At 70.0% G+C, this 26201-nt stretch carries 23 protein-coding genes; 12 read left to right on the forward strand and 11 right to left on the reverse strand.

Annotated elements, in window-relative coordinates:
- Positions 1-187: 187 nt before the first annotated feature.
- Positions 188-817 (reverse strand): isochorismatase family protein, encoded by a 630-nt coding sequence (locus tag AB0I12_RS42175; RefSeq protein ID WP_359942012.1) that lies wholly within the window; start codon positions 815-817, stop codon positions 188-190.
- A gap of 70 nt (positions 818-887) precedes the next feature.
- Here AB0I12_RS42175 and holA point away from each other — a divergent pair, with 70 nt between their 5' ends.
- Complete coding sequence (holA, locus tag AB0I12_RS42180) at positions 888-1883, forward strand: DNA polymerase III subunit delta (RefSeq protein WP_359942015.1); 996 nt, start codon at positions 888-890, stop codon at positions 1881-1883.
- Between the two features lie 46 nt (positions 1884-1929).
- Here holA and AB0I12_RS42185 read toward each other — a convergent pair whose 3' ends face one another.
- From AB0I12_RS42185 to AB0I12_RS42195, 3 genes are all read right to left on the reverse strand, one after another.
- Positions 1930-2907, reverse strand: coding sequence for an NAD-dependent epimerase/dehydratase family protein (locus AB0I12_RS42185; RefSeq protein WP_359942018.1), 978 nt, complete (start codon positions 2905-2907; stop codon positions 1930-1932).
- A 118-nt stretch (positions 2908-3025) separates the two neighbouring features.
- The gene (gene rpsT / locus AB0I12_RS42190; RefSeq protein WP_141859325.1) at positions 3026-3286 is read right to left on the reverse strand and encodes a 30S ribosomal protein S20; all 261 of its coding nucleotides are present in this window, start codon (positions 3284-3286) and stop codon (positions 3026-3028) included.
- An 86-nt stretch (positions 3287-3372) separates the two neighbouring features.
- Complete coding sequence (locus AB0I12_RS42195; RefSeq protein ID WP_359942022.1) at positions 3373-3843, reverse strand: hypothetical protein; 471 nt, start codon at positions 3841-3843, stop codon at positions 3373-3375.
- A gap of 88 nt (positions 3844-3931) precedes the next feature.
- Between AB0I12_RS42195 and AB0I12_RS42200 the strand changes: the two genes are divergently transcribed.
- Positions 3932-6925 carry a S8 family serine peptidase gene (locus tag AB0I12_RS42200; protein ID WP_359942025.1) on the forward strand — a complete coding sequence of 998 codons (2994 nt, stop codon included), beginning with the start codon at positions 3932-3934 and terminating at the stop codon, positions 6923-6925.
- Positions 6926-6969: 44 nt separating this feature from the next.
- Here AB0I12_RS42200 and AB0I12_RS42205 read toward each other — a convergent pair whose 3' ends face one another.
- The 3 genes from AB0I12_RS42205 to AB0I12_RS42215 are packed head-to-tail and all read right to left on the reverse strand — an operon-like array spanning position 6970 to position 9536.
- Positions 6970-8091 (reverse strand): hypothetical protein, encoded by a 1122-nt coding sequence (locus AB0I12_RS42205; protein ID WP_359942028.1) that lies wholly within the window; start codon positions 8089-8091, stop codon positions 6970-6972.
- Positions 8088-8594 (reverse strand): SigE family RNA polymerase sigma factor, encoded by a 507-nt coding sequence (locus AB0I12_RS42210; RefSeq protein WP_359942031.1) that lies wholly within the window; start codon positions 8592-8594, stop codon positions 8088-8090. Before AB0I12_RS42210 ends, AB0I12_RS42205 begins: the two co-directional genes overlap by 4 nt.
- Before the next feature lie 36 nt (positions 8595-8630).
- Positions 8631-9536, reverse strand: coding sequence for a hypothetical protein (locus tag AB0I12_RS42215; protein WP_359942034.1), 906 nt, complete (start codon positions 9534-9536; stop codon positions 8631-8633).
- 109 nt (positions 9537-9645) lie between these two features.
- Here AB0I12_RS42215 and lepA point away from each other — a divergent pair, with 109 nt between their 5' ends.
- The 6 genes from lepA to AB0I12_RS42245 all read left to right on the forward strand — a co-directional run bounded on the left by lepA (position 9646) and on the right by AB0I12_RS42245 (position 16391).
- Entirely contained in the window at positions 9646-11535 is a 1890-nt protein-coding gene (lepA, locus tag AB0I12_RS42220) for a translation elongation factor 4 (protein ID WP_359942037.1), read from the forward strand.
- Positions 11536-11563: 28 nt separating this feature from the next.
- Positions 11564-12472, forward strand: coding sequence for an aminoglycoside phosphotransferase family protein (locus AB0I12_RS42225; protein WP_359942040.1), 909 nt, complete (start codon positions 11564-11566; stop codon positions 12470-12472).
- A gap of 71 nt (positions 12473-12543) precedes the next feature.
- Positions 12544-13122 (forward strand): TetR/AcrR family transcriptional regulator, encoded by a 579-nt coding sequence (locus AB0I12_RS42230; RefSeq protein ID WP_359942042.1) that lies wholly within the window; start codon positions 12544-12546, stop codon positions 13120-13122.
- Positions 13119-14498 carry an MFS transporter gene (locus tag AB0I12_RS42235; RefSeq protein ID WP_359942045.1) on the forward strand — a complete coding sequence of 460 codons (1380 nt, stop codon included), beginning with the start codon at positions 13119-13121 and terminating at the stop codon, positions 14496-14498. The genes AB0I12_RS42230 and AB0I12_RS42235 overlap by 4 nt, the downstream gene beginning before the upstream one ends.
- 40 nt (positions 14499-14538) lie before the next feature.
- Positions 14539-15165, forward strand: a complete 627-nt coding sequence (locus AB0I12_RS42240) for an MOSC domain-containing protein (protein WP_359942048.1) — start codon at positions 14539-14541, stop codon at positions 15163-15165.
- Positions 15162-16391: an MFS transporter gene (locus AB0I12_RS42245; RefSeq protein ID WP_359942051.1), complete on the forward strand. Its 1230-nt coding sequence runs from the start codon at positions 15162-15164 to the stop codon at positions 16389-16391. Before AB0I12_RS42240 ends, AB0I12_RS42245 begins: the two co-directional genes overlap by 4 nt.
- On the opposite strand, the gene AB0I12_RS42250 is transcribed toward AB0I12_RS42245, so the two are convergent.
- Genes AB0I12_RS42250 through kduI form a run of 3 tightly spaced genes read right to left on the reverse strand, consistent with a single transcriptional unit; the run spans position 16370 to position 18718 of the window.
- A complete protein-coding gene (locus AB0I12_RS42250; RefSeq protein ID WP_359942054.1) occupies positions 16370-17125 on the reverse strand; it encodes an IclR family transcriptional regulator in 756 nt (251 codons plus the stop codon). The genes AB0I12_RS42245 and AB0I12_RS42250 overlap by 22 nt on opposite strands.
- Before the next feature lie 19 nt (positions 17126-17144).
- Complete coding sequence (locus AB0I12_RS42255) at positions 17145-17897, reverse strand: SDR family oxidoreductase (protein ID WP_359942057.1); 753 nt, start codon at positions 17895-17897, stop codon at positions 17145-17147.
- Entirely contained in the window at positions 17894-18718 is an 825-nt protein-coding gene (kduI, locus tag AB0I12_RS42260; protein WP_359942060.1) for a 5-dehydro-4-deoxy-D-glucuronate isomerase, read from the reverse strand. The genes AB0I12_RS42255 and kduI overlap by 4 nt, the downstream gene beginning before the upstream one ends.
- Positions 18719-18858: 140 nt before the next feature.
- On the opposite strand from kduI, the gene AB0I12_RS42265 reads away from it, so the two are divergent.
- The 4 genes from AB0I12_RS42265 to AB0I12_RS42280 all read left to right on the forward strand — a co-directional run bounded on the left by AB0I12_RS42265 (position 18859) and on the right by AB0I12_RS42280 (position 24568).
- Positions 18859-20370 carry a sodium:solute symporter family protein gene (locus AB0I12_RS42265; RefSeq protein WP_359942063.1) on the forward strand — a complete coding sequence of 504 codons (1512 nt, stop codon included), beginning with the start codon at positions 18859-18861 and terminating at the stop codon, positions 20368-20370.
- A 54-nt stretch (positions 20371-20424) separates the two neighbouring features.
- Positions 20425-20610: a tautomerase family protein gene (locus AB0I12_RS42270; protein WP_359942066.1), complete on the forward strand. Its 186-nt coding sequence runs from the start codon at positions 20425-20427 to the stop codon at positions 20608-20610.
- A 165-nt stretch (positions 20611-20775) separates the two neighbouring features.
- The gene (locus tag AB0I12_RS42275) at positions 20776-21801 is read left to right on the forward strand and encodes an aspartate-semialdehyde dehydrogenase (RefSeq protein WP_359942069.1); all 1026 of its coding nucleotides are present in this window, start codon (positions 20776-20778) and stop codon (positions 21799-21801) included.
- 40 nt (positions 21802-21841) lie between these two features.
- The gene (locus AB0I12_RS42280; protein WP_359942072.1) at positions 21842-24568 is read left to right on the forward strand and encodes a BTAD domain-containing putative transcriptional regulator; all 2727 of its coding nucleotides are present in this window, start codon (positions 21842-21844) and stop codon (positions 24566-24568) included.
- On the opposite strand, the gene AB0I12_RS42285 is transcribed toward AB0I12_RS42280, so the two are convergent.
- Complete coding sequence (locus AB0I12_RS42285) at positions 24556-26079, reverse strand: peptide-N4-asparagine amidase (protein ID WP_359942075.1); 1524 nt, start codon at positions 26077-26079, stop codon at positions 24556-24558. The two genes, AB0I12_RS42280 and AB0I12_RS42285, sit on opposite strands and share 13 nt — an antisense overlap.
- Positions 26080-26201: the final 122 nt, after the last annotated feature.

Raw genomic sequence — 26201 nt, forward strand, 5'->3', positions numbered from 1 at the left:
CACATCCGGCAGTGTCGCGGTCATCGCCGCACCTTCCCCGCCAACCCTCACAGTCGGCGCGTCGGGCCGGAAACACCGTTATGCGGACAGTCCCGTCTTGGCTCGGGAGGTTGTCGGCTTGGTGGGTGGGTGGTCGGTGGTGCGGGTGAGGTCTGCCTGTGGGGTCGGCCGTTGGCCGTACGGCGTGTCAGAAGGTGACGGAGGACGCGGGGGAGGTGTTGTTGGGTTGGTTGCCGAGGGACCAGGCGGCGACTCGGGAGACGATGTGGGCGGGGATCTTGTCGGCTACGCCGGGGACGGCGGGGGCATCGTACGTGGCGTGGGCGTCGTGCGGGAGGACGACTCGGTAGCCGCGGGCCAGGGCGGTCTTGGCTGTGGCGTGTACGCACATCTCGGACATCACGCCGCAGATCGCGAGCGACCGTACGCCGGCCGACACCAGGATCTCCCCGAGCGGCGTCGCGTCGAAGCCGTCGTCGCGAGGTTTGCGTACGACGTGCTCGCGAGCTCCCGGCTGCACTGGCAAGAACAACTCCCAGCCCGGGGTTCCCGGCTCGTCGTCCGCGCCGGGCGGACCGTCGTTCTGCAGATGTACGACGACAGCACCGGCCGCCCGGGCGCGATCCAGCAGCCCACGCACCCGATCCAACAGCCCCGCCGCGCCGGGCACTGCATCGGATCCGGAGACGAACGCAGTCTGCAGGTCAACCACCACCAAGGCGTCGACAGTCAACGCCGGCTCACCGCCCGAGCCCAGCGCGCCACCCGGGCTCGCATCAGTCGTGGTGCCAGGTGAGGTCGTGGATGCTGTCGTCATAGGAAGCATCCTTGCCGGTTTGGTGCGGGGGCGCACCGGGATTGTCGGGGTGGCGTGGGATGCTGACCGGGTGGCTGCTCGTAAAGGTTCTGCGCCGAAGCTGGGTGATGTGCTGCTGGTGACCGGGGCCGAGTCGTTCCTGGCGGATCGGGCCGTGCGGTCGGCGATCGCGGCGGTGTCGAAGAACGCGGCGTCGGGCGACGGTGCAGTCGAGGTGACGGATCTCGAGGCGTCGACGCTGGACGTCGGGGTGTTCGCGGAGCTGACCGGGCCGTCGTTGTTCGCGAGCGAGCGGGTGCTGGTGCTACGCGGGCTGGAGAACCTGCCTGCGGAGATGGCGCCGCACCTGATCGAGTACGCCGGGTCGCCGGCCGACGACGTACTCGTGGTGCTGGTGCACTCCGGCGGGCAGAAAGGCAAGGGCGTCCTCGACAAGTTGCGGAAGGCATCGGTCAACGAGGTCGTCGCGACGGCGCCGAAGACGTGGGAGCTTCCGCAGTTCGTGGCGGGGGAGATCCGGCTGCTCGGCGGGTCCGTGGACGAGGGTGCGGCGTCGGCGCTGGTGGATGCGGTCGGGCATGACCTGCGGGCGCTGGCCGGGGCGTGTTCGCAGCTGGTGTCGGATTCGGGCGGCCAGGCGGTGACGTCCGAGCTGATCGGGCAGTACTTCGGCGGGCGCGCGGAGGTCACGAGCTTCGCGGTCGCGGACGCGGCGATCGCCGGGCGGACCGAGCCGGCGCTGGAGCAGCTCCGGTGGGCGCTGGACTGCGGTGTCGCGCCGGTGCTCGTCACGAGTGCGATGGCGGGTGGGCTGCGCGGGCTGGCGAAGTACGCGAGTGCGCCGAGTGGGATGCGTGAGGCGGATCTGGCGCGTGAGGTCGGCGTACCGCCGTGGAAGCTGAAGCAGCTCAAGCAACAGTCCCGAGGTTGGACCCCTGGTGGCCTCGCGACCGCTATCAAGGCGGTCGCACAAGCCGACGCCGACGTCAAAGGCGCCTCAGGCGACGCCGGCTACGCCCTCGAACGCATGGTCCTCACCATCACCCGAGCCCACGGTCGCCGCTGAACCACCTCTCCCCAAGCGCCCCCTCCCGAACCAGCGCTCGCCGAGGTCAGACGGACAGCGGGTTGGCGAGGGGGAGTTGGCTGTGGGTGGCGAGCCAGTGGATGGCTTCGTGGATGGCGGCTTCCGGCTCGTAGCGGGGAGCGTAGGCCAACTGGGTCTTGGCTTTTTCGATGGTGAAGCACTGGCTGCGGTGGAGGTGGCCCCAGCTGGAGTCGGCGTGGTCTGGGGTGGTGGAGCGGCGGAACTCGTCCCAGGTGACGGATTCGAGGGTGGCGGTCCGGCCGAACCAGCCGGCGGCGATCTCGGCGTAGCCGCGGACCGTCAGCGCGGTCGGGGCGACGATGTTGTAGTCCTCGCCGGCGGCCGTGTCGCGGTGGTCGATGGCCTGCTGGAACGCGTGGGCCACGTCGTCGGCATGGACGTGGTGCATGAGTTCGGCACCGCTGCCGGGGACCCGCAGGGGCTCGCCGGCTGACAGCGTGTGCCACACGGAGGGGTCGAGGTTGCCGAGCGGCCCGGTCGGGTGCCAGCCCGGGCCGACGATGTGGCCGGGGTGCAGCGAGGTGCTGACGAGCCCACCGGAGGCGGTCTCCTCCTTCAGCATCCGGCCGATCTGGTCCTTCGCGATGCCGTACTCGTCGAAGGGCGGCCCGGCTGAGTCGCTGTCCTCGGCGATCGGGAGCTTGCGGCTCGGACCGTACCGCCAGATGGATCCGCAGTGCAGGAGATGCCCGGTCTCGCCGCGGAGCCGGCCGACCAGCGCGGTGGCCGATTCGAGGGTGAAGCAGATCAGGTCGACGACGACGTCGGCGCGCAACCCGGCGACCCGGTCGCCGAACGTGCCGTCGCGGTCCTCCTGCTGCCGGTCGGCGAGCACGGCACGGACCTGCTGCCATTCCGGAGCAGCGGTGTACGCCGTCCGCGCGCCGCGGCTGATGTTGACGACCTCGTGGCCGGCGCGGACGAGCCGCGGGACGAGGAAGGTGCCGATATGACCACTGCCACCGATGACGACGATTCTCATGGCACTCCGATCAACGACTCAGGCGATGCGGATCAGAAGCTGTGCGGGCACGCAAAAACGATCGGCCGGTCCTGCGGACGGGCCGATCGTTCGGTGGGCCGCAGGAGCGGCCCCGGCGTCAGAGAGAAGCGGCCTTCTTGAAGATGGCCGACTTGCGGTTCGCCGCCTGGTTGGCGTGGATGACGCCCTTGCTGACGGCCTTGTCGAGCAGGCGACCGGCCTTGCGGGCGGTCTCGTTGGCCTTCTCGGCCTCGCCGGCCTCGACGGCCTCGTGGAAGCGGCGAACAGCCGTCTTGAGGGTCGACTTCACCGACTTGTTGCGAAGTCGCGCAGCCTCGTTCTGGCGGTTGCGCTTGATCTGGGACTTGATGTTCGCCACGGAGCAGAGCCTCGATCAGGTGTGTGCGGTCAATACAGGATGGTGTTGCGCGCACGGCTGTACACCACCCGTGGGCACGCGAAGAGCTAGATTACCAAGAAGCCCCGCCCGCAGCCAAACCGGCCTGCTTCCGCCGAGGCGGTGGAACCCTCGTCCGTCAGACTACTGTCCGTGATCGACGGCAAGGTGATGCGCGGTACGAGATCCGCGCGGACGGCGGCCTGGACGTCACCGAGACGATCGACTACGAGTACGACGACTCCGGGCGCGCGCTCGACCGGGTCGGCATCGACGGCTGGGACAGTCGGCTCTCGGACCTGCGGATCCAGCTCGGCGAAGACAACAAGCCGGCGGGCCACGCGCCTGGGGATCGGACGCTCCCACTCCTTGTGAAGGCGGACGGCATCACCGACGGAGGCGCCCTCAGCGACGGCTCGCCGTTGACTCGCGGCCGGCGGATTCTGCTGATCGCGGGCGCGGCCGTCCTCGTCCTGGTTCTCGTCGGATTCGTCGCCCACTGCCTGATCAGGGGTTTTCCCTTGCACCTGCGTCGGCATGCGTGACACCGGCGACGCCCGACCGGCATACTCAGGGCCCCGCGAGCCCAGGGCTCCGCCATCGCTCCGTCCAGCCTGGAGGAACTTCGTGACCCGCAAACGACCGGCGATCGTCGTCGCCACCGCACTGATCGCCGCCTGTGCCGGCGTGCCGGTGCTGGTGAGCTCGGCGAACGCCAGCCAGCCGGCAGCGACGCCGGCCGACCCGGACGTCAAGCGCTCCGGTACCGGTTCGTACATCGTCCAGCTCGACGACTCCCCGGTCGCGGAGTACGACGGCGACATCGCCGGTCTCGCCGCCACCCGGGTCGTCCCGGGCGGCAAGCTGCTGAAGACCGCCGCGCCGGTCGTCGACTACGTCAAGCACCTTGCCAGCGAGCGCAACGAGGTGCTCAAGGCCGTCCCGGACGTCAAGAAGCTCTACGACTACAGCTACACGTACGCCGGGTTCTCCGCCGAGATGTCGTACGACGACGCGGTCAAGCTGGCCAAGTCGTCCGGCGTGAAGAGTGTGGAGCCGAGCGAGATCCAGCACGCGGACACCGTCGACACGCCGCGCTTCCTCGGCCTGTCCGGCAAGGGCGGTGCCTGGCAGCAGGCAGGCGGTATCGACAAGGCCGGCGACGGCGTCATCATCGGCATGATCGACTCCGGTTTCGTCCCGGAGCGGGCGAGCTTCGCGCCCATGCAGACCACAAAAGCATCCGACGCGATCGTCGCGAAGAAGTGGAAGGGCACCTGCCAGGCCGGTGAGGAGGCGCCCGTCACCTGCAACAACAAGGTGATCGGCGCCCGGTACTTCGACAAGGGCATCGGCACCCGCCCGATCCCGGAGGAGTTCAAGTCGCCGCGCGACTACGGCGGCCACGGCACCCACACCGCCAGCACCGCGGCCGGCAACTACGGCGTCGAGATGAGCGTCCTGGGCCGCGACTACGGCAAGGGCTCCGGTATGGCGCCGCACGCCCGCCTGGCGATCTACAAGGCGCTGTGGGCGGTCGACGCGACCGGCGGCGGCAGCGGTACGGACGCCGACATCGTGGCCGCGATCGACGCCGCGGTCTCCGACGGCGTCGACGTCATCAACTACTCGATCTCCGGCAGCGGGTCGACGTACGTGAACGCGACCGGACTCGCGTTCCTGCGGGCGGCCAAGGCAGGCGTGTTCGTGGCGACCAGTGCCGGCAACACGGGTCCGGGCGACGCGACCGTCGGCAAGACCTACCCCTGGGTCACGTCTGTTGCCAACGGCACCCATGACCGCGACATCCAGACCACCGTGACGCTCGGGGACGGCAAGTCCTACACCGGCGCGGGTATCGGTTCCGGTACGCCGTCGGCGCCGGTGGTGCTGGCCAAGGACGCCGGCCTCGCGGGCGCCGATCCGACCAACCTCACGCTCTGCCAGGCGGGCACGCTCGACCCGGCGAAGGTGACGGGCAAGATCGTGGTCTGCGATCGCGGCGTGAACGCCCGCGTCGACAAGAGCCTGCAGGTGAAGAACGCCGGCGGTGTCGGCATGATCCTGCTGAACATCACCCCGGGCACGCTCGACGCCGATCTGCACTCGGTGCCGACCGTCCACCTGGACGACAAGGCCGCGCCCGCGGTGAAGGCGTACGTCAGCGGCACCGCGAACCCGACCGCCACCATCGGCCCGGGTACGCCGGTTCGCGTCAACGCCCCCAAGGTCGCCGCCTCCTCCAGCCGCGGTCCGTCCCCGGCCGGCAACGGTGACCTGCTCAAGCCGGACATCATGGCGCCCGGCACGAACGTCCTGGCCGCGACGACCGCGTTCAGCGCGGCCGGTGGCGAGTACGCGTTCATGAGCGGTACGTCGATGTCGACGCCGCACATCGCCGGCATCGCGGCCGTACTGAAGAGCAAGCACCCGACCTGGTCCCCGATGGCGATCAAGTCCGCGCTGATGACGACCGCCACCGACAAGGACGCCGGCGGCAAGTCGATCCAGAACGACTCCGGCTCGCAGGCGAACCCGTTCGGGTACGGCGCGGGGCAGGTGCAGCCGAAGCTCGGGATGGACCCGGGCCTGGTCTACGACTCGACGTACACCGACTGGACGAAGTTCGTCTGCGGTTCCGGGCAGGTGCCGAGCACGCACGAGCTGTGCGCGAACGGCAAGATCGACCTGAGCGACCTCAACTACCCGACGATCGCGATCGGTGACCTGGCCGGCAAGCAGACCGTGACCCGGACCGTGACGAACGTCGGCAGCGTCCCGGAGGTCTACTTCCCGAAGGTCGAAGGCCTGACCGGGCTCAAGGTGACCGTGACGCCGAAGATCCTCGTCACGCTCCCGGGCCGCACCACAACGTACAAGCTCACCATCGAGAACAACGGCGCGCCGCTCGAGCAGTACTCGTTCGGCCGGCTGATCTGGAAGTCGGCGAAGCACTCCGTGGCCAGCACGCTGGCGATCAAGCCGCTGACGGTCAAGGCACCGGTCCAGGTCAACGGCACCGGCACCGACAGCTCTGTGCAGGTCCCGGTCACGGCCGGCTACACCGGGACGCTCGAGACCACCGCGGTGGGTCTGACCCCGGCCACGGTCAACGAGGCGGCGTTGAAGAACCCGGGTGGTGTGTCGTTCCCGACGACCGCGCCCAAGGTCAACGACCACGTCGCCAAGTTCACGGTCAACGTCCCGGCGGGTACGACGTACGCCAGGTTCTCCACGTTCGACGCGGACTATCCGGCAGGCACTGACCTGGACGTGTTCGTCTACAAGGCTGGCACGACGACCCTGCTCGGCAGCAGCACCGGGGGCTCCGCCGAGGAGCAGGTGAGCATTCCGCAGCCCGCAGGCGGCCAGGTGGATGTGTACGTCGACCTGTACGCCGGGGCGAACGAGCAGCAGGTGAAACTCGACCACTGGGAGCTGCAGAAGGCCGAGGGCAACCTGACGGCCACACCGGCCAGCCAGCCGGTCACGGTCGCGGGGCAGACGAACGTGACGGCCAGTTGGACCGGCCTGACCGCCGGCACGAAGTACCTGGGTCAGCTGCGCTTCACGGACGGGGCCAACGGCTCCGGCTCCACACTGGTCCGCGTAGACAGCTGAACGACCAGGGCGGCCCGGCAACGACCGGGCCGCTCTGAGCTTTCTTACGGCGTATGCAGCTGCAGGCCGTTCGCGTCCTTCACCAGGAGCTTGCAGTCGCCGGAGGTGACGTCGCAGCGGAACAGCTGCTGTAGAGCCTTGCCGCCCTCCCCGGCACCTCCGTCGGTGAGGGTCAGCAGATAGCTGCCGTTCTCGAAGGTCGGCAGCGGCAGCGTGTCCCACATCTTGTTCGGCAGCTTGAGCTTGGTGACCCGGCCGGTGTTGACGTCGATCGCCTCCGACCGCTGGCTGTGGATCATCGTCCGGCCGTCGGGTGACAGCACCGGGTAGAGCTGTTCCGGGCCCTGGTCGCAGTACTGCTGCTGCAGCTTGAAACCGTCGTCGCGCAGCGCGCCTGCCTTCAGGCATCGCTTCCCGTCGACCTTCGCCGACAGTACGACTGTGCCCGCCGCAGGCGGAATCGCCGCCGCCCCGTCGAATCCGGGAACAGACACTGTTCGCTGCTGTCCGGTAGCCGGCTGCCAGACGACCAGCCCGGCCTTGCCCCGGCCCATCCACAGCCCGTCCTGGTTCCAGCCCAGCATGTCCGGCTGTCCGGGCGCCGCGGGCAGCTGTGCGACTTGCTTCCCGGTCGTGATGTCGAAGACGAGCACCTGGCCTCGCGTGTTGGACAGGTAGTGGAACAGCGCCACCTGCTTGCGATCCGGAGACAGCACCTGACCACCCGACCGAGGTGGGCCAATGGTCCGGAAGGTCCCCTTCGGCGTCAGGATCCCGACCTGGAACTTGCCCACACCGGGCATCAGGCTGCCCAGCCAGCCGCCGCCGGCGACGCGCCCGAAGAAGTAGCCGTCGGCGCCCTTGGGAATCCGTACCACCTGCTTGCCGTCGTGCAGCGCGTCGTCCGTGTCCACCGTGTAAGGCACCTGCGGAGCGGTACCCGGCACCGGCGGCCCCGGCGGCCGTGCCGGCTCGGTGTCGTCGCCGGAGCGGGTCAGCAACGAGGCCGCCAGGACGACGACCACGACGATCGCGGCAGCGGCCGCGAGGACCGGCCAGTGGCGGCGACGCCGGGGTTCGTCCAGGCCAGGGCCCGCGGCGTCGGAGGGGATCGTGGCGGCCTGCGCCTGCAGGTAGTCGCGCAGGCGCGTCTCGGTGTCGGTCATCGGAGTTCCTCGAGGCGTTCGGTCAGGACGGCGAGGCCGCGCGACGACGTGGCACGGGCGGACGACTCGCCGATCCCGAGAATCTGGGCGATCTCGGCGAACGCGAGATCCAGGTAGTACCGCAGTACGAGGACCTCACGCGTGCGGCGCGGCAGTCCTTGGAGCGCCTGCTGCACCTGGGAGCGCTCCTCGCTCAGTACGGCGGCGCTCTCGGCGGACGCGTTCGGCGCCTGGTGGGGCGGGATGTAGAGCCGCGCCACCTTGCGTCTTCGCAGTACTGACCGGCTCCGGTTCACCACCGCCGTCCGCAGGTACCCCAGGGCCGCATCAGGCCCGCGCAGGGGCCAGCGTCGGTACAGCTCGGCAAAAGCCTCCTGTACGACGTCCTCCGCCGCCTGCCGGTCGTCCACCATCAGCACCGCCAGCCGGACCAGTCCGGCCCAGTGCTGCTGGTAAAGCTCCGACACGGCCGCCTGCGCAGGTGCCGAGCGTCCGATGCTCACCACGTGATTCGTCACACCCCTGAAGACGCGTGGCGATCAGAAACGCTGCATCCGTTCCCGCACCCAGTCGAGGTGAACGATCGCCTGCTCGCGCTGCCACTCCCTGATGGTCGGCAGCCCCGGTGGCGCGGGCTGCGCCGCTCCCCACCACTGCCCACCGGCGACGGCCGCGATGAATCCGGTGATCGCCTCGTCGTCCGCCAGCGCCGGCAGGTCGACCGAGCCCCGCATGTCCGCGTGCAGGATCACCGTGTCGGTCCAGCGTGGCGCCAGGGCCGGGTGCGCCCAGTCGATGAACACCACCCGGTTGTCGGTCAGGATGAGGTTGTCCGCGCGCAGGTCCCAGTGCGACAGCGCCTTGCCCTCGGCCAGCACCCGCATCGCGGACCGGGACAGCTCCGCGAACTCCTCCCCCCGGCCGTCCATCCACTCCGGTACGGCGAGACCGTCGGCCAGCACGCTCTCCCAGCGGCTCAGGAAGTCATGACTCCGTACGGCAGCCACCGGTGCGTCCGGCCACGGTGACGGGTCCAGGGCGTCGGTCAACTCGTCCAGGGCGTCCAGCACCCGATCCGCGTCGGCCTGTTCCCACGGGTGGGCGGGCAGCCGGCCCTCGATGTCCTCGAAGAGCAGCCCGACCCAGTCGCCGTCGTCGTACACGTCGTAGAGCAGGGGCGTCATCGGCAGCGGGCCGATGGCCTGCACGGCGGTGATCTCCAGGCGGAACAGCTCCGGCGTCTTCGGGTTCAGCGGCGTACCGACGGCCTTCAGGAAGGCTCTGCGGCCGGAGGCGGTGACCAGGCGGGCGGCGACGCCGGGGGAGAAGCCGCCCTGCTGCGTGACGGCCGTCACCACGACTGAGCCGAGCGAGCGCTCCACCCAGGCCCGCACGGCGGCGGGCAGCTTCTCGAACGGCAACCGGACCCCAGCAGCATGCGCCATGCCTCACCACGCTAGCGGCCTGGTGCCACTGATTTTCGAATCCGCTGGACCCGCATGGGATGATTGACCGGATATTCAGGTACCACGAGACGAGAACTGGATCCCCTCCGTGCCAGCTGGCCCCACGAACGCGCCGCAGCCGGGTCGCACCGACCCGTCGCTGATCCGGAACTTCTGCATCATCGCCCACATCGACCACGGCAAGTCGACGCTGGCCGACCGGATGCTGCAGATCACCGGAGTGGTCGACGACCGCTCGATGCGGGCGCAGTACCTCGACCGGATGGACATCGAGCGTGAGCGCGGCATCACGATCAAGTCGCAGGCGGTCCGGCTGCCGTTCACGCCGGGCCCGGACTCCCCGGGCGGCCTGCTCGCCCCGGACGGCACGACGTACATCCTGAACATGATCGACACGCCGGGTCACGTCGACTTCACCTACGAGGTCTCCCGGTCGCTCGAGGCGTGCGAGGGCGCCGTCCTGCTGGTGGACGCCGCGCAGGGCATCGAGGCCCAGACCCTGGCGAACCTGTACCTCGCGCTGAACGCCGACCTGCACATCATCCCGGTGCTGAACAAGATCGACCTGCCGAGCGCGCAGCCGGAGAAGTACGCCGCTGAGCTGGCGAACATCATCGGCTGCGACCCGTCCGACGTGCTCAAGGTGTCGGCGAAGACCGGCGAGGGCGTCGAGGACCTGCTGAGCGAGATCGTCGCGCAGATCGACCCGCCGAAGGGCATCAAGGACGCGCCGCCGCGGGCCCTGATCTTCGACTCGGTCTACGACACCTACCGCGGCGTGGTCACCTACGTCCGGGTGGTCGACGGCGAGCTGAACCACCGGGACCGGATCAAGATGATGTCGACCGGCGCGGTGCACGAGATGCTCGAGGTCGGCGTGATCTCGCCGGAGCCGCTCAAGACGCAGAGTATCGGCGTGGGCGAGGTCGGTTACCTGATCACCGGGGTGAAGGACGTCCGCCAGTCCCGCGTCGGTGACACCGTCACCTCGAACGTGAACGGCGCGACCCAGGCCCTCGGCGGCTACAAGCACCCGCAGCCGATGGTGTACGCCGGTCTGTACCCGATCGACGGCGACGACTACCCGACGCTGCGCGACGCGCTCGACAAGCTCCAGCTGAACGACGCCGCCCTGCAGTACGAGCCGGAGACCTCCGGCGCGCTCGGGTTCGGGTTCCGCTGCGGCTTCCTCGGGCTGCTGCACATGGAGATCGTCCGCGAGCGGCTCGAGCGCGAGTTCAACCTGGACCTGATCTCGACCGCGCCGAACGTGGTCTACCGGGTGGTGATGGAGGACGGGGCCGAGCACGTGGTCACGAACCCGAGCGAGTACCCCGACGGCAAGGTCGACGAGGTGTACGAGCCGGTCGTGAAGGCGACCATCCTGAGCCCGAGCGACTACATCGGCGCGATCATGGAGCTGTGCCAGCAGAAGCGCGGGCAGCTGCAGGGCATGGACTACCTGTCCGAGGACCGCGTCGAGCTGCGCTACACGCTGCCGCTGGCGGAGATCGTGTTCGACTTCTTCGACCAGCTGAAGTCGAAGACCAAGGGCTACGCGTCGCTCGACTACGAGCCGACCGGCGAGCAGTCCGCGCAGCTGGTGAAGGTCGACATCCTGCTGCACGGCGAGACTGTGGACGCGTTCTCCGCGATCGTGCACCGCGACAGCGCCTACGGGTACGGCGTGGCGCTGGCGGGCAAGCTCAAGGAGCTGATCCCGCGGCAGCAGTTCGAGGTGCCGATCCAGGCCGCGATCGGGTCCCGGGTGATCGCCCGCGAGACGATCCGCGCGATCCGCAAGGACGTTCTCGCCAAGTGCTACGGCGGTGACATCACCCGGAAGCGCAAGCTGCTCGAGAAGCAGAAGGAAGGCAAGAAGCGGATGAAGATGGTCGGCCGCGTCGAGGTGCCCCAGGAGGCCTTCATCGCCGCCCTCCGGACTTCGGACACCGCGGAGAAGGCGGGCAAGAAGTAGTGCGCCCCTGCCGGACGGCGGTCCGCTAGTGCCGGTCGAGATCCCGGCCGGCCTGCTGGTCGTCGCTTCTCGTGGGCAGGACTGGGCCGATTGGCTCGATCGGCTTCCGCGGCTGGTGCGGGAGCTGCTCGACGAGTGGCGGTTGGAGGTCGACGGTACGGCGGCGTACGGCAACTGCGCCCTCGTCGTACCGGTGCTCGCCGACGGGCGTCGCGCCGTCCTCAAGGTGCAGTTCCCGCACTGGGAGGCCGAGACCGAGCACCTGGCGCTGCGCGACTGGGCGGGTAACGGCGCCGTCCAGCTGCTGCGCGCGGACCCGCGCCGGTTCGCGCTGCTGCTGGAGCGCCTGGAGTCCCGCGACCTGACGACGATCGATGCCCTGGACGCCTGCGAGATCGTTGGGCGGACCTACAAGCGGCTGCATGTCCCGGCGGGACCGCAGTACCGAACCCTGTCCGGGGAGCTGCGCCGTTGGGTCGAGGGATTCCGTCAGTTGCCCGCGTCGGCGCCGGTGCCGCACCGGTACGTCGAGCAGGCGATCTCGCTCGCCGAGGACTTCGTCGCCGACCCCGCGACCGACGGGCGGCTGATCCATACCGATCTGCACTACGAGAACATGCTCGCGGCGGATCGTGAACCGTGGCTCGTCATCGACCCCAAGCCGCTGTCCGGCGACCCGCACTTCGAGGTCGCGCCGCTGATCTGGAACCGCTGGGACGAGGTCACGGCCGCCCATGACCTGCGCTTCGCGGTGCAGCAACGGTTCTGGACCGCCGTCGACGCCGCCGGCTTCGACGAGGACCGCGCCCGCGCCTGGGTGATCGTCCGCCAGATGCTCAACGTCCTGTGGACCCTTCAGTCCGCCTCGACCGACGAGTCCCTGCCGCAGGACTGGCTGACCCGCAACATCGCCATCGTCAAGGCCGTCCAGAACTGATTCGCCCGCCTGGGGTGAGGTAGCAGACATTCGGTTGTGGTTAGTAGTTACTACCTACTAACTTCGAAGCCATGGCGACGCGGATGAGCGGGCGGGCGCGGCGGGTGCAGATCCTCGGGATCGCCGAGGAGGAGTTCGCGGCCGCCGGGTTGTCCGGCGCCTCGACCGAGACGATCGCGCGCCGGGCGGGGATCACGCAGGCGTACGTGTTCCGGCTGTTCGGGACCAAGAAGCTGCTGTTCCTGGAGTGCGTGGACGCCGCGTTCGAGCGGATGCGGCTGGCGATGGTCGCGGCGGCCGGCGGCGCGAGCGGGATCGAGGCGCTGACGGCGATGGGGCAGGAGTACAACGCCATGCTCGCCGACCGCACCACGCTGCTGCTGCAGTTGCAGGGCACGGCCGCGGCGGCCGCGGGCGACGGTGAGGTACGGGACGCCGTACGGGCGAGCTTCGCCCGGCTGTGGCAGTCCGTCGCCGACACCGCGCAGTTGGACCCGGTCACCGTGAAGGCGTTCCTCGCCTTCGGCATGCTGCTCAACACCAGCGCCGCCCTGGACCTCCCAGAGGTGGACGAGCCGTGGTCCCACCAGGCGCGGACCCGCATCCAGCCCGGCCTGTTCACCCACATCACCACCGAGACCAACCGATGAGCACACAGGCGACTGCCAAGCCCCGGGTGCTGCCCACCTTCCTGGTCTGCGTCGGGCTCATCCTGTCCGTCGTGATCGGGAGCCTCGGCGCTCCGCTGATCACCGCGGTGGCCGAGCAGTACGACGTCTCGCTGGCAGCCGCGCAGTGGACGCTGACGATCGCCCTGCTGGCCGGGGCGGTCGCGACCCCGGTCCTCGGGCGGCTCGGCTCCGGCCCGCGCCGGCGTACCGTCATCCTGGCCATGCTGGGCGTGGAGGTCGTGGGAAGCCTGCTGACGGTGCTGCCGCTGCCCTTCGCGTTCCTGCTCGCCGGACGCGCGTTGCAGGGGTCCGGCCTCGGCCTGATCGTGTTGATGATGGCGGTCGCGCGCGACCACCTGGACGAGCACCGGGCCGCACGAACGATCGCCTCGCTGTCCGTGGCCTCAACCGTCGGGATCGGCATCGGCTATCCGCTCTCGGGCCTGATCACGGACCTCGGCGGTGTCCGCGCCGCGTACGGCCTCGGCCTCGTCGTCACCGCGGCCGCTTTCGCGTCCGCGCTCTTCGTCGTACCGCAAGCACCGGACCGCCCGTCGGTCCGCCTCGACGTCCGCGGCGCGGTCCTGCTCGCGATCGCCCTCCCCGCGCTGCTCCTGGTGATCGGCGAGACCGCCCTGTGGCAGCGGCACGTTGCGCTCGCGCTGACGATCCTGGTGGCATCGCTCGCGGTGCTCGCCGGCTGGGCGTTCCTGGAGGCGCGAGTCGACAAGCCGTTGGTCGACGTACGCCTCCTGCGCCACCCGGCGATCGCGGCGGCCAACCTGGTGATGCTGATCGGCGGCGTCGGGATGTACCTGCTGTTCAGCCTGATCACCCGCTACGTGCAGACGCCGGCCGCGGCCGGGTACGGCTTCGGGCTCGACTCCTTCCAAGCTGGTCTGGTCCTCGTGCCGTTCTCGGTCCTCGGCTTCGTCGCCGGTCGTCTGGTGCCCGCCTGGCGGGATCGGCTCGGACCGCGACTGTTGCTGACGGCAAGTACGGCGGTGGTGCTGGCGGCGTTCGTACTCTTCGCGGTCGCGCGCTCACACCTGGTCGGCCCGGTCGTTGCCATCGGCATCCTGGGATTCGGCGTCGGCGCGTTCTCGGCCGCCATGCCGGTCGTCATACTCGCGGCGACGCCGCGCGGTGAAACGGCCAGCGCGATGAGTGTCAACGCGGTCGTGCGGAGCGTCGGCTTCTCCGCCGGCAGCGCGCTCGGCGGACTGATCCTGGCCGCACACACCACGGGCGTCTTCCCGAGGCAGTCCGGGTACGGCGCAGCGGCCTGGATCGGCGTCGCGGCGACGGCGGCGACGTTGCTGATCATCGCCGTACTGCCGCTCCAGCGTGCATAACCAGTGGAACCGTCCGCGTCCCGCGGGTGATGATGCCGGTATGCGGCTACTGACGGTCAACGTGGTGGAGGAACTGATCCCGGGTCCCAAGGAGACGGGTTTCACCGCGATCGACAAGCGGCCGCAGTCCGGCCGGGTCGGTGTCGGCGAGCTCGGACTCGCCGGCGACCGGGTGTGCGACACCAAGAACCACGGCGGCCCCGACCAGGCCCTCTACGCGTACGCCGAGGAGGACGCGCGCTGGTGGGCGGCCGAGCTCGGGCGCGACATCCCGACCGGCCTGTTCGGCGAGAACCTGCGCACCGAGGGAGTCGACATCAGCGGCGCGCTGCTCGGCGAGGTCTGGCGGATCGGCGACGAGGTCGAGGTGATGGTCCGCGCGCCGCGCATCCCGTGCATCACGTTCCAGCACCGCATGCAGGAGCCGCACTGGGTGAAGCGGTTCCACCAGGCCGGCTGCCCCGGCGCGTACCTGAAGGTTCTGCGCGACGGCACGATCGGCGCCGGCGACCCGGTCGAGATCGTCAGCCGTCCGGACCACGACGTCACGATCGCGGAGATGTTCGGCGCCCAGGACCCGGCGAAACTCCGCCGGATGCTCGACTCCGGCGTCGACCTGATGGACGAGCTCCGCGAAACCGCCCACCGCGTGCTCTCCCGAGGATGACCGCGGCGACGGTGGCGAAGGGAATCTTGCCGGAAGCAGGGCCGCTGCGCGCCCTGGCGGCCGCGACGTTGCTCAGCCGGATCGGCAACGGGCTGCTGATGACGGTCAGCGTGCTGTACTTCACCCGGATCGTCGGCCTGTCGATCGCCCAGGTCGGACTCGGGCTGACGGTCGCCGGGTTGTTCGGGCTGCTCTCCGCCGTGCCGCTCGGTCATCTCGCGGACCGTCGCGGTCCGCGCGGGCTGTTCGTCGTGCTGAGCCTGATGGCGTGCGGCCTCTCGCTGATCTACCTGTTCGTCCACACCTTCTGGCAGTTCCTGCTCGTGAGCATCGTGCTGACGATGATCGACCGCGGCGCGGGCGCGGTCCGCGCGGCCCTGATCGCCGCGGTCACGACCGGCGCGGGACGGGTCGCGGCCCGCGCGTACCTGCGGGCGGTCACGAACATCGGGATCATGGCCGGGGCGGGCGTCGGCGCGTTCGCGCTGCACTTCGACACCGGTACGGCGTACCGGCTGATGTTCGTGCTCGACGCCGTCCTGACCAGCATCGCGGCGTTCGTCGTGCTCGCGGTGCCGCGGGTGGCGCCGCAGCCCCACGACGACGGCGGGCCGGTGTGGATCGCGCTGCGCGACCGCGGATACCTCGCGGTCGCCGCGCTGAACGCGGGCATGAGCATCCACTTCGCTGTCCTCGACGTCGCGATCCCGCTCTGGGTGGTCGACCACACCGAGGCGCCGCGCTGGACGGTCGCGCTGCTGCTGATCATCAACACCGTGGTGGTCTCGCTGTTCCAGGTCCGCTCCTCGCGCGGTATCGCCGATCCGCCCACTGCCGCCCGGGCCACCCGGACCGCCGGGTTGTTGCTGCTGGCATCGATGGTGCTGATGGCCGGCGCGACCTGGGGCAACGCCGCGGTCGCGGTCGGCCTGCTCGCCGCCGGTGCCTTCGTCCAGGTGATCGGCGAACTGCTGCAGTCGTCGGGATCGTTCCTGCTCAGCTTCGACCTCGCGCCCAGTCACGCCCAGGGCCAGTACCAGGGCGTCTGGAACACCAGCATGTCGATCAGCACCATGGTCGCTCCGACGGTGCTCGCCCTGCTGCCGCTCGGCCTCGGGGTGCCCGGCTGGATCATCCTCGGCGTCTGGTTCGCCGTCGTCGGCGTGCTGTTCGTCCCGATCGTCCGTTGGGCGGCAGGTGCGCGTCAGTTGGTGGGTTCGCGGTAGCCGAGGGCCGCGGAGATCTTGCGCGCGGCCTCGATCGCGGCGGGGGCCATCAGGGCGACCTGGGCGATCGACTGTTCGAGGGACAGCGTGGAGATGCTGACCGCGGCGATCGCGGCGCCGGTGTGGTCGTGGATGACGGCCGCGACGCAGCGGATGCCCGGCTCGTTCTCCTCGTCGTCGAGCGCGTACCCGCGGGCCCTGGTCTGCGCGAGATCCGCCTTCAGCGCGGCGGCCGACGTATGCGTCAGCGGCGTCCGAGCAGGCAGGCCGGTCCGGGTGATGTGGACGTCGAGCGACTCGTCGTCCTTCTCCGCGAGCAGGGCCTTGCCGATGCCGGTGCAGTGCAGCCAGATCGCCTTGCCGACTCGCGACGGCATCCGGTACGGCTTCGGACCGTCGAGGCGCGCGACGTAGATCGCCTCGTCACCGTTGAGCAGTCCGACGTGCACCGTGCAGCGCGTCTGCGCGACCAGGTCCGCGAGCACCGGACGGGCGACCGTGGCCAGGTCGACGTTCGTCAGCGCGTGACCGGCCAGCCGGAGCGCCTTCGGGCCCGGGTGGTACGACCCATCGTCGGCCTGGGCGACGAACTCGTGCTCGACGAGCGACGCCATGATCCGGTGCACGGTCGACTTGGCCAGGCCGGTCGCGTTCACCACGTCGGTGAACCGCGAGTGCTCCAGGACGGCGTCCAGCACCATCAACGTCTTGTCGATGGCCGAGGGCGAACTCATGTCGGACATCCTGCCACTCCTATCTCGCCAGCCATCCACCGTCGACCGCGAGCACGTGGCCGTTGACATAGTCCGCGGCCGCGGACGCAAGGAACACCGCGGCGCCGACGACGTCCTCGGGCCGCCCCCAGCGACCGGCCGGGATGCGTTGCCGGATCGCGGCCTCCCGGTCCGGATCCGCCCGCAGCTCGGTCGTGTTGTCGGTAGCGATGTACCCGGGCGCGATGGCGTTCACCTGGACACCCGCCGGTCCCCACTCATTGGCCAGGGCCCGGGTCAGCCCCGCGACCGCGTGTTTGCTGGCGGTGTAGGCCGGGACGGTGATCCCGCCCTGGAAACTCAGCAGCGACGCGATCGTGACGATCTTCCCGGTCCGGCGCTCGGCCATCGCGGCCCCGATCGGCCGGGTCACCGCCCAGGTCGAGTTGAGGTTCACGTCGATCACGTGCTGCCAGTCCGCAGTCGTCGTCGCGGCCGCCGGCGCCCGCCGGATGGTGCCGGCGTTGTTGACCAGGATGTCGACCGTCCTGTTGTCGACAATCTCTGTTGCTGCTCGCTCCACCGCGGCCGGGTCGGCGAAGTCGGCGATCACCACCGACGCGTCGCCGCCGTGCTGCTTGATCGCCTCCAGGGTGTCCTCGAGCGCGGCGTCGCGGGCCATCAGGATCAGCTCGGCGCCGGCCGCGGCGTACCCGGCCGCGATCGCCGCCCCGATGCCGCGCCGGGCCCCGGTGACCAGCGCCGTACGTCCTTCGAGGCTGAAGGACGTCACCGCAGATCCCGGACGTCGACACCGTCCATGTCGCCGAACGCCTGGTTCTCGCCGGCCATCGCCCAGACGAAGCTGTACGACGCCGTGCCGCAGCCGGAGTGGATCGACCAACTGGGGGAGATGACCGCCTGGCGGTCCGCGACCAGCAGGTGCCGCGTCTCCTCGGGCTCGCCGAGCAGGTGCACGATCCGCTCGGTCTCCGGGAGGCCGAAGTACAGGTAGCACTCGGTCCGGCGGTCGTGGGTGTGCGCGGGCATCGTGTTCCAGATGCTGCCCGGGTGCAGCGTCGTCACGCCGAGCACGATCTGGCAGCTCTGCACGCCGTCCGCATGGATGAACTGGTCGATCGTTCGGCGGTTCGCGGTCTGCTGGTCGCCGAGCTCGAGCCGGTTGCCCTCGCCGGGGTTGACCTGCGCGGTCGGGAACGCGGTGTGTGCCGGCGCCGAGAAGACGTAGAACGCGGACTCGGGTCCCTCGAAGACGACGTCGCGGACGCCGCGTCCGACGTACAGGCAGGCGCCGGTGGCCAGCTCGTACTTCGTGCCGTCGGCGGTGACCATGCCGGGCCTGCCGACGTTGACGATGCCGGCCTCGCGGCGCTCGAGGAAGAACTCGCTGCGCAGCTCGGGATAGGTGTCGAGGATCAGCGGGCCGTGCGTGGGACGGGCGCCGGCGAGCACGATCCGGTCGTGGTGGGTGAGCACCGCGGTGACGGCGCCGGGGACGAAGAGGTCGTCCACCAGGTAGTGGCGGCGCAGTGCGGCCGTGTCGAAGCCGGGCAGCTGCTCGGGATGGGTGGCGTGCCTGATCTGCAGAGTCACGGAACTAGGTTCTACTCCACAGAACAGGCTGTCAACGCTGGAACAGGTTCGGCAAAGGTTCCAAGTTCCGTCTCTTGACACTGGGTTCTGGTCAGTGGAACCTTCCAGTCACTCGCCCATCGCCCCTGGGAGGATCCCCGATGACCGCTGTGGACTGGTCGGTCCTGGTCGGCTATTTCGTGTTGATGGTGCTGATCGGGGTCTGGTCACGCACCAAGATCAAGACGGTCGTGGACTACTTCACGACCGGAGGCCGGATTCCCTGGTGGCTGTCCGGCATCTCGCACCACATGTCCGGCTACAGCGCGGTCATGTTCGTCGCGTTCGCGGCCGTCGCCTACACGTACGGCATCACCGTCTACGTCTGGTGGGCGATGACGATCGGCGTCGGTGTCGGCATCGGCGCGTTCCTGTTCGCGGCGCGATGGAACCGGCTGCGCGCCAAACACGGGGTCGTGTCGCCGCTGGAGTACCTCGCGCGCCGCTACAACCTGCCGACCCAGCAGGCGCTCGCGTACTCCGGGGCCGCGCTGAAGGTCGTCGACATCGCCTCGAAGTGGGTCGCGATCGCCGTTCTGCTGAACGGATTCACCGGTGTGCCGATCCGGTGGGGGATCCTGCTGACCGGTGTGGTGACGATGCTGTACGCCACGCTCGGCGGGCTGTGGGCCGACGTGCTCACCGACTTCGGGCAGTTCGTGATCCAGTTCGGGGCCGGTGTCGCGATGTTCGTCGGGGTGCTCGCGCACCTGGACGGCGTACCGACGTTGTGGAAGATGTGGGACCAGTTGCCGGCCGGGCACGGCGACGCGCTGAACGGGCCCTACACGCCGATCTTCCTGATCGCGTTCCTGTTCATCAAGACGTTCGAGTACAACGGCGGCATGTGGAACCTGGCGCAGCGGTACATGGCCGCACCATCCGGTTCCGCGGCGAAGAAATCCGCCCTGCTCTCCTCGGCCCTGTGGCTGGTCTGGCCGTTGATCCTGTTCATCCCGATGTGTGCGGCGCCGCTGCTGGTGCAGCCGGGCAAGGCCGAGCAGTCGTACGTCGCACTCGCGCAACTGCTGCTGCCGACCGGGCTGATCGGGCTGGTGCTGGCCGGGTTCTTCTCGCACACGATGGCGATGGTGGCCTCGGACGCGAACGCGATCTCGTCGGTGATCACGCGGGACCTGGCGCCGGTGCTGGTGCCGCGCGTGCGCCGGCTGACCGACGCCGCGACGCTGAAGATGGCGCGGATCGTCACGTTCACGTTCGTCACGGTGAGCATGCTGATCGCGATCGCGACCAACGGCGAGGGCGTAGTGCTGAAGATCGTGGTCGACCTGGTCGCCGCGACGATGGGGCCGATCGCGATCCCGCTGATGCTCGGGCTGCTGCCGTGGTTCCGGCGCAGCGGGTCCCGCGCCGCGCTGGCTTCCTGGGCGATCGGGCTGATCACCTGGGCGATCGTGAAGTACGGCGTCGGCTCCACCGACACGACCCTGGTCGTCGCGTTGCCGCTGGCAACTTCTCTGGTGGTGTACGTCGGGCTCGGGTTGCTGCTGCCGGAGAGCCGCGCGGACGTCGACGAGCTGGTCGAGTCGCTGAACACCGACCCGGACGAGACCGACGAGGTCGCCGCCCGCCGGTCCGCGGCCCTGTCCTGAAATCTGAAACACTGTCCCACGACACGGAACTGACCCTCTTAGGAGAACCGCCTCATGCCGAACATCACCGTCGAACTCCTCTCCGGCCGCACCCTCGACCAGCGCCGCGAGTTCGTCGCCGCGGTCACCGACTCCGCCATCGCCATCCTCGGCGCCAAGCGCGACTCGGTCCGCATCGTCTTCACCGAGATCGAGAAAACCGACGTCGCCAACGGCGGCACGCTGGTCGCGGACGCCTGAGCCGCCGCCGTCCGGACCTCCAGCACTCACCAACCCCGCGCGGCGGGCCATCGGCCGGCCCGGCTGAGCGTGCGTCCGCCGGAACCGGGCCGGTTGGTGAGTGTCTGGGGTCCGCTGCGTGAAACCCGCGGGCGCGGGGAGCGCCGACCAACTACTGTCGGGCGCATGCGAGTAGGTGTTTTCGGTGCTACGGGTCAGGTCGGCGGCGTGATGCGGGAGTTGCTCGTCGAGCGCGACTTCCCGGTGGACGAGGTGCGGTTCTTCGCGTCGGCGCGGTCGGCGGGGACGAAGCTGCCGTTCGGCGAGCGGGAGGTCGTCGTCGAGGACTCCGCGACGGCGGACTTCTCCGGGCTCGAGCTGGCGCTGTTCTCGAACGGGAAGACGGCGTCGAAGGAGCTCGCGCCGAAGGTGGCCGCGGCGGGCGCCGTCGTGGTGGACAACTCGTCCGGCTGGCGGATGGACCCGGACGTGCCGCTGGTCGTCTCCGAGGTGAACCCGGAGGACCTCGCCACGATCCCGAAGGGCATCGTGGCGAACCCGAACTGCACGACCATGGCCGCGATGCCGGTGCTGGCCCCGCTGCACCGCGAAGCCGGGCTGACCCGTCTCGTCGTCTCGACCTACCAGGCCGTCTCCGGCTCCGGCGGCGTCGGCGTGAGCGAGCTCGAGGACCAGGCCCGCGACCTGGCGGCGGTCGGCGGCCGGCTCGCCCGCGGCACCGACGGGATCACGCTGCCCGAGCCCAAGGTGTACGCCGGGCCGATCGCGTTCAACGTGCTGCCGCTGGCCGGCTCGATCGTTGCCGACGGCACCGGTGAGACCGACGAGGAGCAGAAGCTCCGCAACGAGAGCCGGAAGATCCTGCACATCCCGGACCTGCCGGTGGCCGGCACCTGCGTCCGGGTGCCCGTCTTCACCGGCCACTCGCTGAGCATCCACGCCGAGTTCGCCGAGCCGATCACCCCGGAGCGCGCGACCGAGATCCTCGGCGCCGCACCGGGTGTCGCCGTCACGGACCTGCCGACCCCGCTGCTCGCGGCCGGCCAGGACCCGTCGTACGTCGGCCGCATCCGCCAGGACCAGTCGGTGCCGGGCAACCGCGGGCTTGTCCTGTTCGTCTCGAACGACAACCTGCGCAAGGGCGCGGCCCTGAACGCGGTCCAGATCGCGGAGCTGCTCGCCGCGCGCTGACCCTGGGCGGGCCCTAGGATTGAGGGCTCTGGCGAGGGAGGTGGCCAAGCTGGAGTTCCGGGTGCTGGGGCCGGTGGAGATCAGGACCTCCGGCGGCGACGTCGTCCCGTTGCCGTCGCGCCGGGGCGCGGTGCTATTGGCCGCGCTCGTGCTGCGGGTCAACCGGACGGTGCCCGTCGACGAGCTCGTCGACCTGTTGTGGGACGAGGACGAGCTGCCGGGCAACCCGCGCGCCGCACTGCAGGTGTATGTCTCCCGCTTGCGCACCGTCCTCGGCGACACCGGCCGGTCCATGCTTCGCACCGGCGCCGGCGGGTACTCGCTCCACGTCGAGCCGGCGCAGGTCGACATCGAGGTGTTCCGGACGTTGGTCCGCAGCGCCGCCGAGACCGCCGATCCGGCCGACCGGGTCGAGCCGCTCACCGCCGGCCTCGCGCTCTGGCGTGGCGAGCCGCTCGCGGGCCTCGACACCGGCACCGTGGCCCGGGAGCTGACCCCACGCCTCGACGAGGAGCGCCTGCAGGCGCAGGAGCTGTACTTCGACGCGCGGCTGGCCGTCGGCGAGTCTGCTGACCTCGTCCCCGAGCTGACCGAGCTCGCCGAACGCCACCCGACCCGCGAGCGCTTCTGGGCGCAGCTGATCCGCGCCCACCAGGCCTCCGGCCGGACCGCGCTCGCCCTGGCGACGTACGGCGATGTGGCCGAGCGTCTCCGCGATCTGCTCGGCGCCGACCCCGGTCCCGAGCTCAGAGACCTGCACGCCGAGCTGCTCAGCGCGACCGACAACGCAACGGAATCCAGCGTCGTGCCGCGGCAGCTGCCGGCTTCCATCCCTGCGTTCACCGGCCGCACCGACGACCTCCGGCGGCTCGACGAGCTGCTGCCGACCGCGAGCCTCGGCCTGGTCATCGGCCCGGCGGGCGTCGGCAAGACCTCGCTCGCGGTCCACTGGGCGCGCCAGGTCGCGGACCGTTTCCCCGACGGCGTCCTGTACGCCGACCTGCTCGGCTTCTCGCCCGTTGCGGAGCCGGCCGACCCGCACGCGGTCTTGTCCCGCTTCCTGGTCGCGCTCGGCACTGCACCCGATCGGCTGCCGGGGAACGTCGAGGAGCAGGTCGCGCTCTACCGCAGCCTGCTGGCCGAGCGCGCGGTCCTGGTCGTCCTCGACAACGCCCGCTCCGGCGATCAGGTTCGTCCGCTCGCGACGGCCGGATCCCGGTGCCAGACCGTCGTCACCAGCCGTAACGAGCTGGCCGGCCTGGTCGCGACCGAACAGGCCGAGCCGATCCGGCTGGACGTGTTCGACCCGCTCCAGTCGAAGCAGTTGCTGGAGGCAAGGATCGGCGCGCGGCGGTTCGCGTCGGATCCGGCGAGTGTCGACGCGTTGGTGGAGCGCTGCGCCGGTCTGCCGCTGGCGCTGTCACTGCTCGCGGCGCAGATCGCGTTGCGGCCGCGACGGGCGCTGGCGTCGTTCGTGAGCGCGCTCGGCGACGGTCCTCTGGACGCGTTGGCGACCGCGGACGGTGTCGGCGTACGGACGATCTTCTCCTGGTCGTACCGGCAGTTACGGCCGGAGCTGGCTCGGATGTTCCGGCTGGTCACGCAGCACCCCGGCACCGAGATCACGCCCGGTGCGGCGGCCGCGCTGGCCGGCGTGCCGGTGCGGGATGCCCGGCGGATGATCGCGGAGCTGGTCGCGAACCATCAGCTGATCGAGATCGAGCCGGATCGCTGGGTGCTGCACGACCTGCTGCGCGTCTACGGGCAGGAGTTGTGCGAGCCGGGGGAGGCGGCGGAGGCCTTCGAGAGGCTGCTCCACTACCTCGTCCACACCGGGTTCGCGGCCGCGGTGCTGCTGGCGCCGAGCCGGGTCCGGATCGAGCTGCCGGAGCTTCCCGTGGACGTCGAGGTGGTCGCGCCGACGACGCGCGACGAGGCGTTCGCCTGGTTCGATTCCGAGCAGCCGAACAATCTCGCCGTACTGCGGGCCGCGGCCGGGCGTGCCGACATACTGCTGTGGTTGTGCGTCTGGACGATCGCGGACTACCTCGACTTCCGCGGCCGGTCCGGGTATCCGCAGGCGCAGCAGTTGGCGCTCGAGGCGGCGGTGCGGCTCGGTGATCTGCCCAAGCAGGCACACACGCGGCGCGATCTCGCTCGCGGGCACATGGCGATGCGGGAGTGGGACGAGGCGATCCGGCAGCACGAGCTCGCGCTCGGTATCGCAGAGGAGCTCGGCGACGAGGCCGGCGTCGCGCACGGTTCACTCGGGATCGGGCGGGTGTACACGCGGATCGGGGACCATCGGCGCGCGATCGAGCACACCCAGCGGGCGCTGCGGATCTACGAGCGCACCGGTCATGTCGACGCGCGGGCCAACGCGCTCAACAATCTCGGCTGGTACCACTCCGAGCTCGGCGAGTACGAGGCCGGGCTGGACTACGCGCAGCAGTCCCTGAAGCTGTACGCCGAGGTCGACTCGGAGTTCGGCCGCGCCGTCGCCAGCGACACCAGCGGCTACGCGCTCGCCGGGCTCGGGCGGTTCGACGAGGCGATCGCGTTGTACACCGTCGCGGTGGACGTGCTGCGCGGGCTCGGCCGGCGGCTCGACACGGCGGACTGCCTGATGGCGATGGCGCGCGTCCAGGACCGTGCCGGCCGCGGCGACGGCGCCCGCGCCAGCTACGCCGCCGCCCTCGAGATCCTGGACGCGCTCGACCATCCGGACGCGCAGCTCGTCCGCAACTGCCTGGCTCAGCAGCGGTAGAAGTCCTTCGTGTACACGCCGTTCACCGCGGTCAGGGTGTGGTCGAAGCAGCCGTGCCCGATCGCCCGGTACCGCACGGTCTGGGTCCCGGTCGCGTGCCGCTGGTCCCGCGGTACGCCGTAGATCCAGGACGCGCGGCCGTCGTACGTCTCGGTGCTCGTGCGGCCCGGCGTCCGGATCGTGTCGTGGATCTTCAGGTCGGTCACGACGTCGTACCCGCCCGGAATCGTTGCGTTGGGCAAGAAGGTGAGTACGCCGGTCTTGCCGTAGTCGAGCTCGGTGCGGTCGACGCGGCCGTTGCTCGTGGTGGTCGCGGTGTCCCGCCAGTTCGCGTCGAGCACGTCGCGGGACTCGCCCGCGTCCCAGCTGTGCTTCGAGACGTTGCTGAGCGCGCGGTTCACGCTCGTCCGCACACGGCCGGCCGACGTGTCGACGTACCCGCTGATCGCCAGGCTGCGGGACGCCGTGGTGTCGACAGATCCGGCCTGGTTGGGTGCGCCGGTCACGTCGTCGGTCTTGGCCAGCGGGCTGACGGCGTACGACGTGAGGCTGCCGGTCGTCTGCGCACGGTGCGCGTCCGTCCACACGTGCAGGTTCGGCACCGTGAACCAGCCCGACTGCCCGGCCGGTACGCCGTCGACGTGGACGCGGAACTCGTGCGGCTTGCCGTCGGTGAGCAGGCCCGCGAAGGGGGTCAGGTCGTAGGTCAGCGGCTTGATGTCGAACGCGCGAGGCGCGGGGGAGGGGCGCCACGAGTACGGGTTCGACCAGCCGCCGGTGTAGATGTACGGGTAGGGCAGCGCGATCCCGGCAAGTTTGCCGTCGATGCTCACGTCGACCTCGCGGTATGGCGATCCGTCGGGGCACGAATATCCGGTCGCGGCCGGCGCGGATGTGTCCCAGAACTCTTCGCAGCCGCCGCCGGATCCGGTCACATAGACCTCGCCCAGCAGGCGCGTCGTGTTGCGCGGCAAGGTCGCCGTACCAATCAGGTCGGAGTCCTCGCGGGTCTGGTTCTGCAGCGGGAGCACGGTGTTCGCGGTCGTGGCCGGCGGGGTGTGGCGATCGGCTATATAGAAGTCGAGCGTCACGGTGATGTCGAGGACGCCGGTGTAGGTGTCGTTGACGACGTTGCCGAGCTCCATGACGACGGGTTGCGGAGTCCGCAGGAGCGGGGCATACGCCGTGACGTCCTTCTCCACGTCCCAGGCGATACCGTCCGCGCTCGGCTCCGGGGTCGACGTACGGAAGACGCCGACGCCGCCGATCGTGATGTGCCCGAGGCGGTCGTACTGGACGCCCTGCACGGCGCCGTGCATCCGCAGCACGACCTTCGACCACGGGCCCTGGCAGGCGGCCGGGGGTGTGTACGTCGCCCGGTACGGGTCGAAGTTGCGGAACTCGTTCCGGACGATCTGCACCTCGCAGTGCCTGGTGTCCGGGACGGCCACCGCCGGCGCGGGCGTCCGCGGGTCGTCGTAGTCCGAGCCGAACTCCGACGGCGGGGTCACCGCGCGGGCCGGAGCGCCCAGAGTGAGGAGAAGAACGGATAGTGAGACAAGAGCCACCGACCGTATGCGCATGTTGCGGAAACGTAATGGAGAAGGTGCACGTGGGCAAGCGAGTGCCATGG

The organism is Kribbella sp. NPDC050459, from assembly GCF_040655315.1.
Classification (GTDB): Bacteria; Actinomycetota; Actinomycetes; order Propionibacteriales; family Kribbellaceae; genus Kribbella.

What these genes read in the sequence shown, in the direction of transcription:
- AB0I12_RS42250 (WP_359942054.1), bottom strand. Translation starts at nt 17,125, where the DNA reads ATGAGTTCGCCCTCGGCCATCGACAAGACGTTGATGGTGCTGGACGCC.
- AB0I12_RS42265 (WP_359942063.1), top strand. Translation starts at nt 18,859, where the DNA reads ATGACCGCTGTGGACTGGTCGGTCCTGGTCGGCTATTTCGTGTTGATG.
- AB0I12_RS42275 (WP_359942069.1), top strand. Translation starts at nt 20,776, where the DNA reads ATGCGAGTAGGTGTTTTCGGTGCTACGGGTCAGGTCGGCGGCGTGATG.
- AB0I12_RS42195 (WP_359942022.1), bottom strand. Translation starts at nt 3,843, where the DNA reads ATGCCGACGCAGGTGCAAGGGAAAACCCCTGATCAGGCAGTGGGCGAC.
- AB0I12_RS42270 (WP_359942066.1), top strand. Translation starts at nt 20,425, where the DNA reads ATGCCGAACATCACCGTCGAACTCCTCTCCGGCCGCACCCTCGACCAG.
- AB0I12_RS42175 (WP_359942012.1), bottom strand. Translation starts at nt 817, where the DNA reads ATGACGACAGCATCCACGACCTCACCTGGCACCACGACTGATGCGAGC.
- AB0I12_RS42230 (WP_359942042.1), top strand. Translation starts at nt 12,544, where the DNA reads ATGGCGACGCGGATGAGCGGGCGGGCGCGGCGGGTGCAGATCCTCGGG.
- AB0I12_RS42185 (WP_359942018.1), bottom strand. Translation starts at nt 2,907, where the DNA reads ATGAGAATCGTCGTCATCGGTGGCAGTGGTCATATCGGCACCTTCCTC.
- AB0I12_RS42205 (WP_359942028.1), bottom strand. Translation starts at nt 8,091, where the DNA reads ATGACCGACACCGAGACGCGCCTGCGCGACTACCTGCAGGCGCAGGCC.
- AB0I12_RS42240 (WP_359942048.1), top strand. Translation starts at nt 14,539, where the DNA reads ATGCGGCTACTGACGGTCAACGTGGTGGAGGAACTGATCCCGGGTCCC.
- AB0I12_RS42235 (WP_359942045.1), top strand. Translation starts at nt 13,119, where the DNA reads ATGAGCACACAGGCGACTGCCAAGCCCCGGGTGCTGCCCACCTTCCTG.
- AB0I12_RS42215 (WP_359942034.1), bottom strand. Translation starts at nt 9,536, where the DNA reads ATGGCGCATGCTGCTGGGGTCCGGTTGCCGTTCGAGAAGCTGCCCGCC.
- AB0I12_RS42245 (WP_359942051.1), top strand. Translation starts at nt 15,162, where the DNA reads ATGACCGCGGCGACGGTGGCGAAGGGAATCTTGCCGGAAGCAGGGCCG.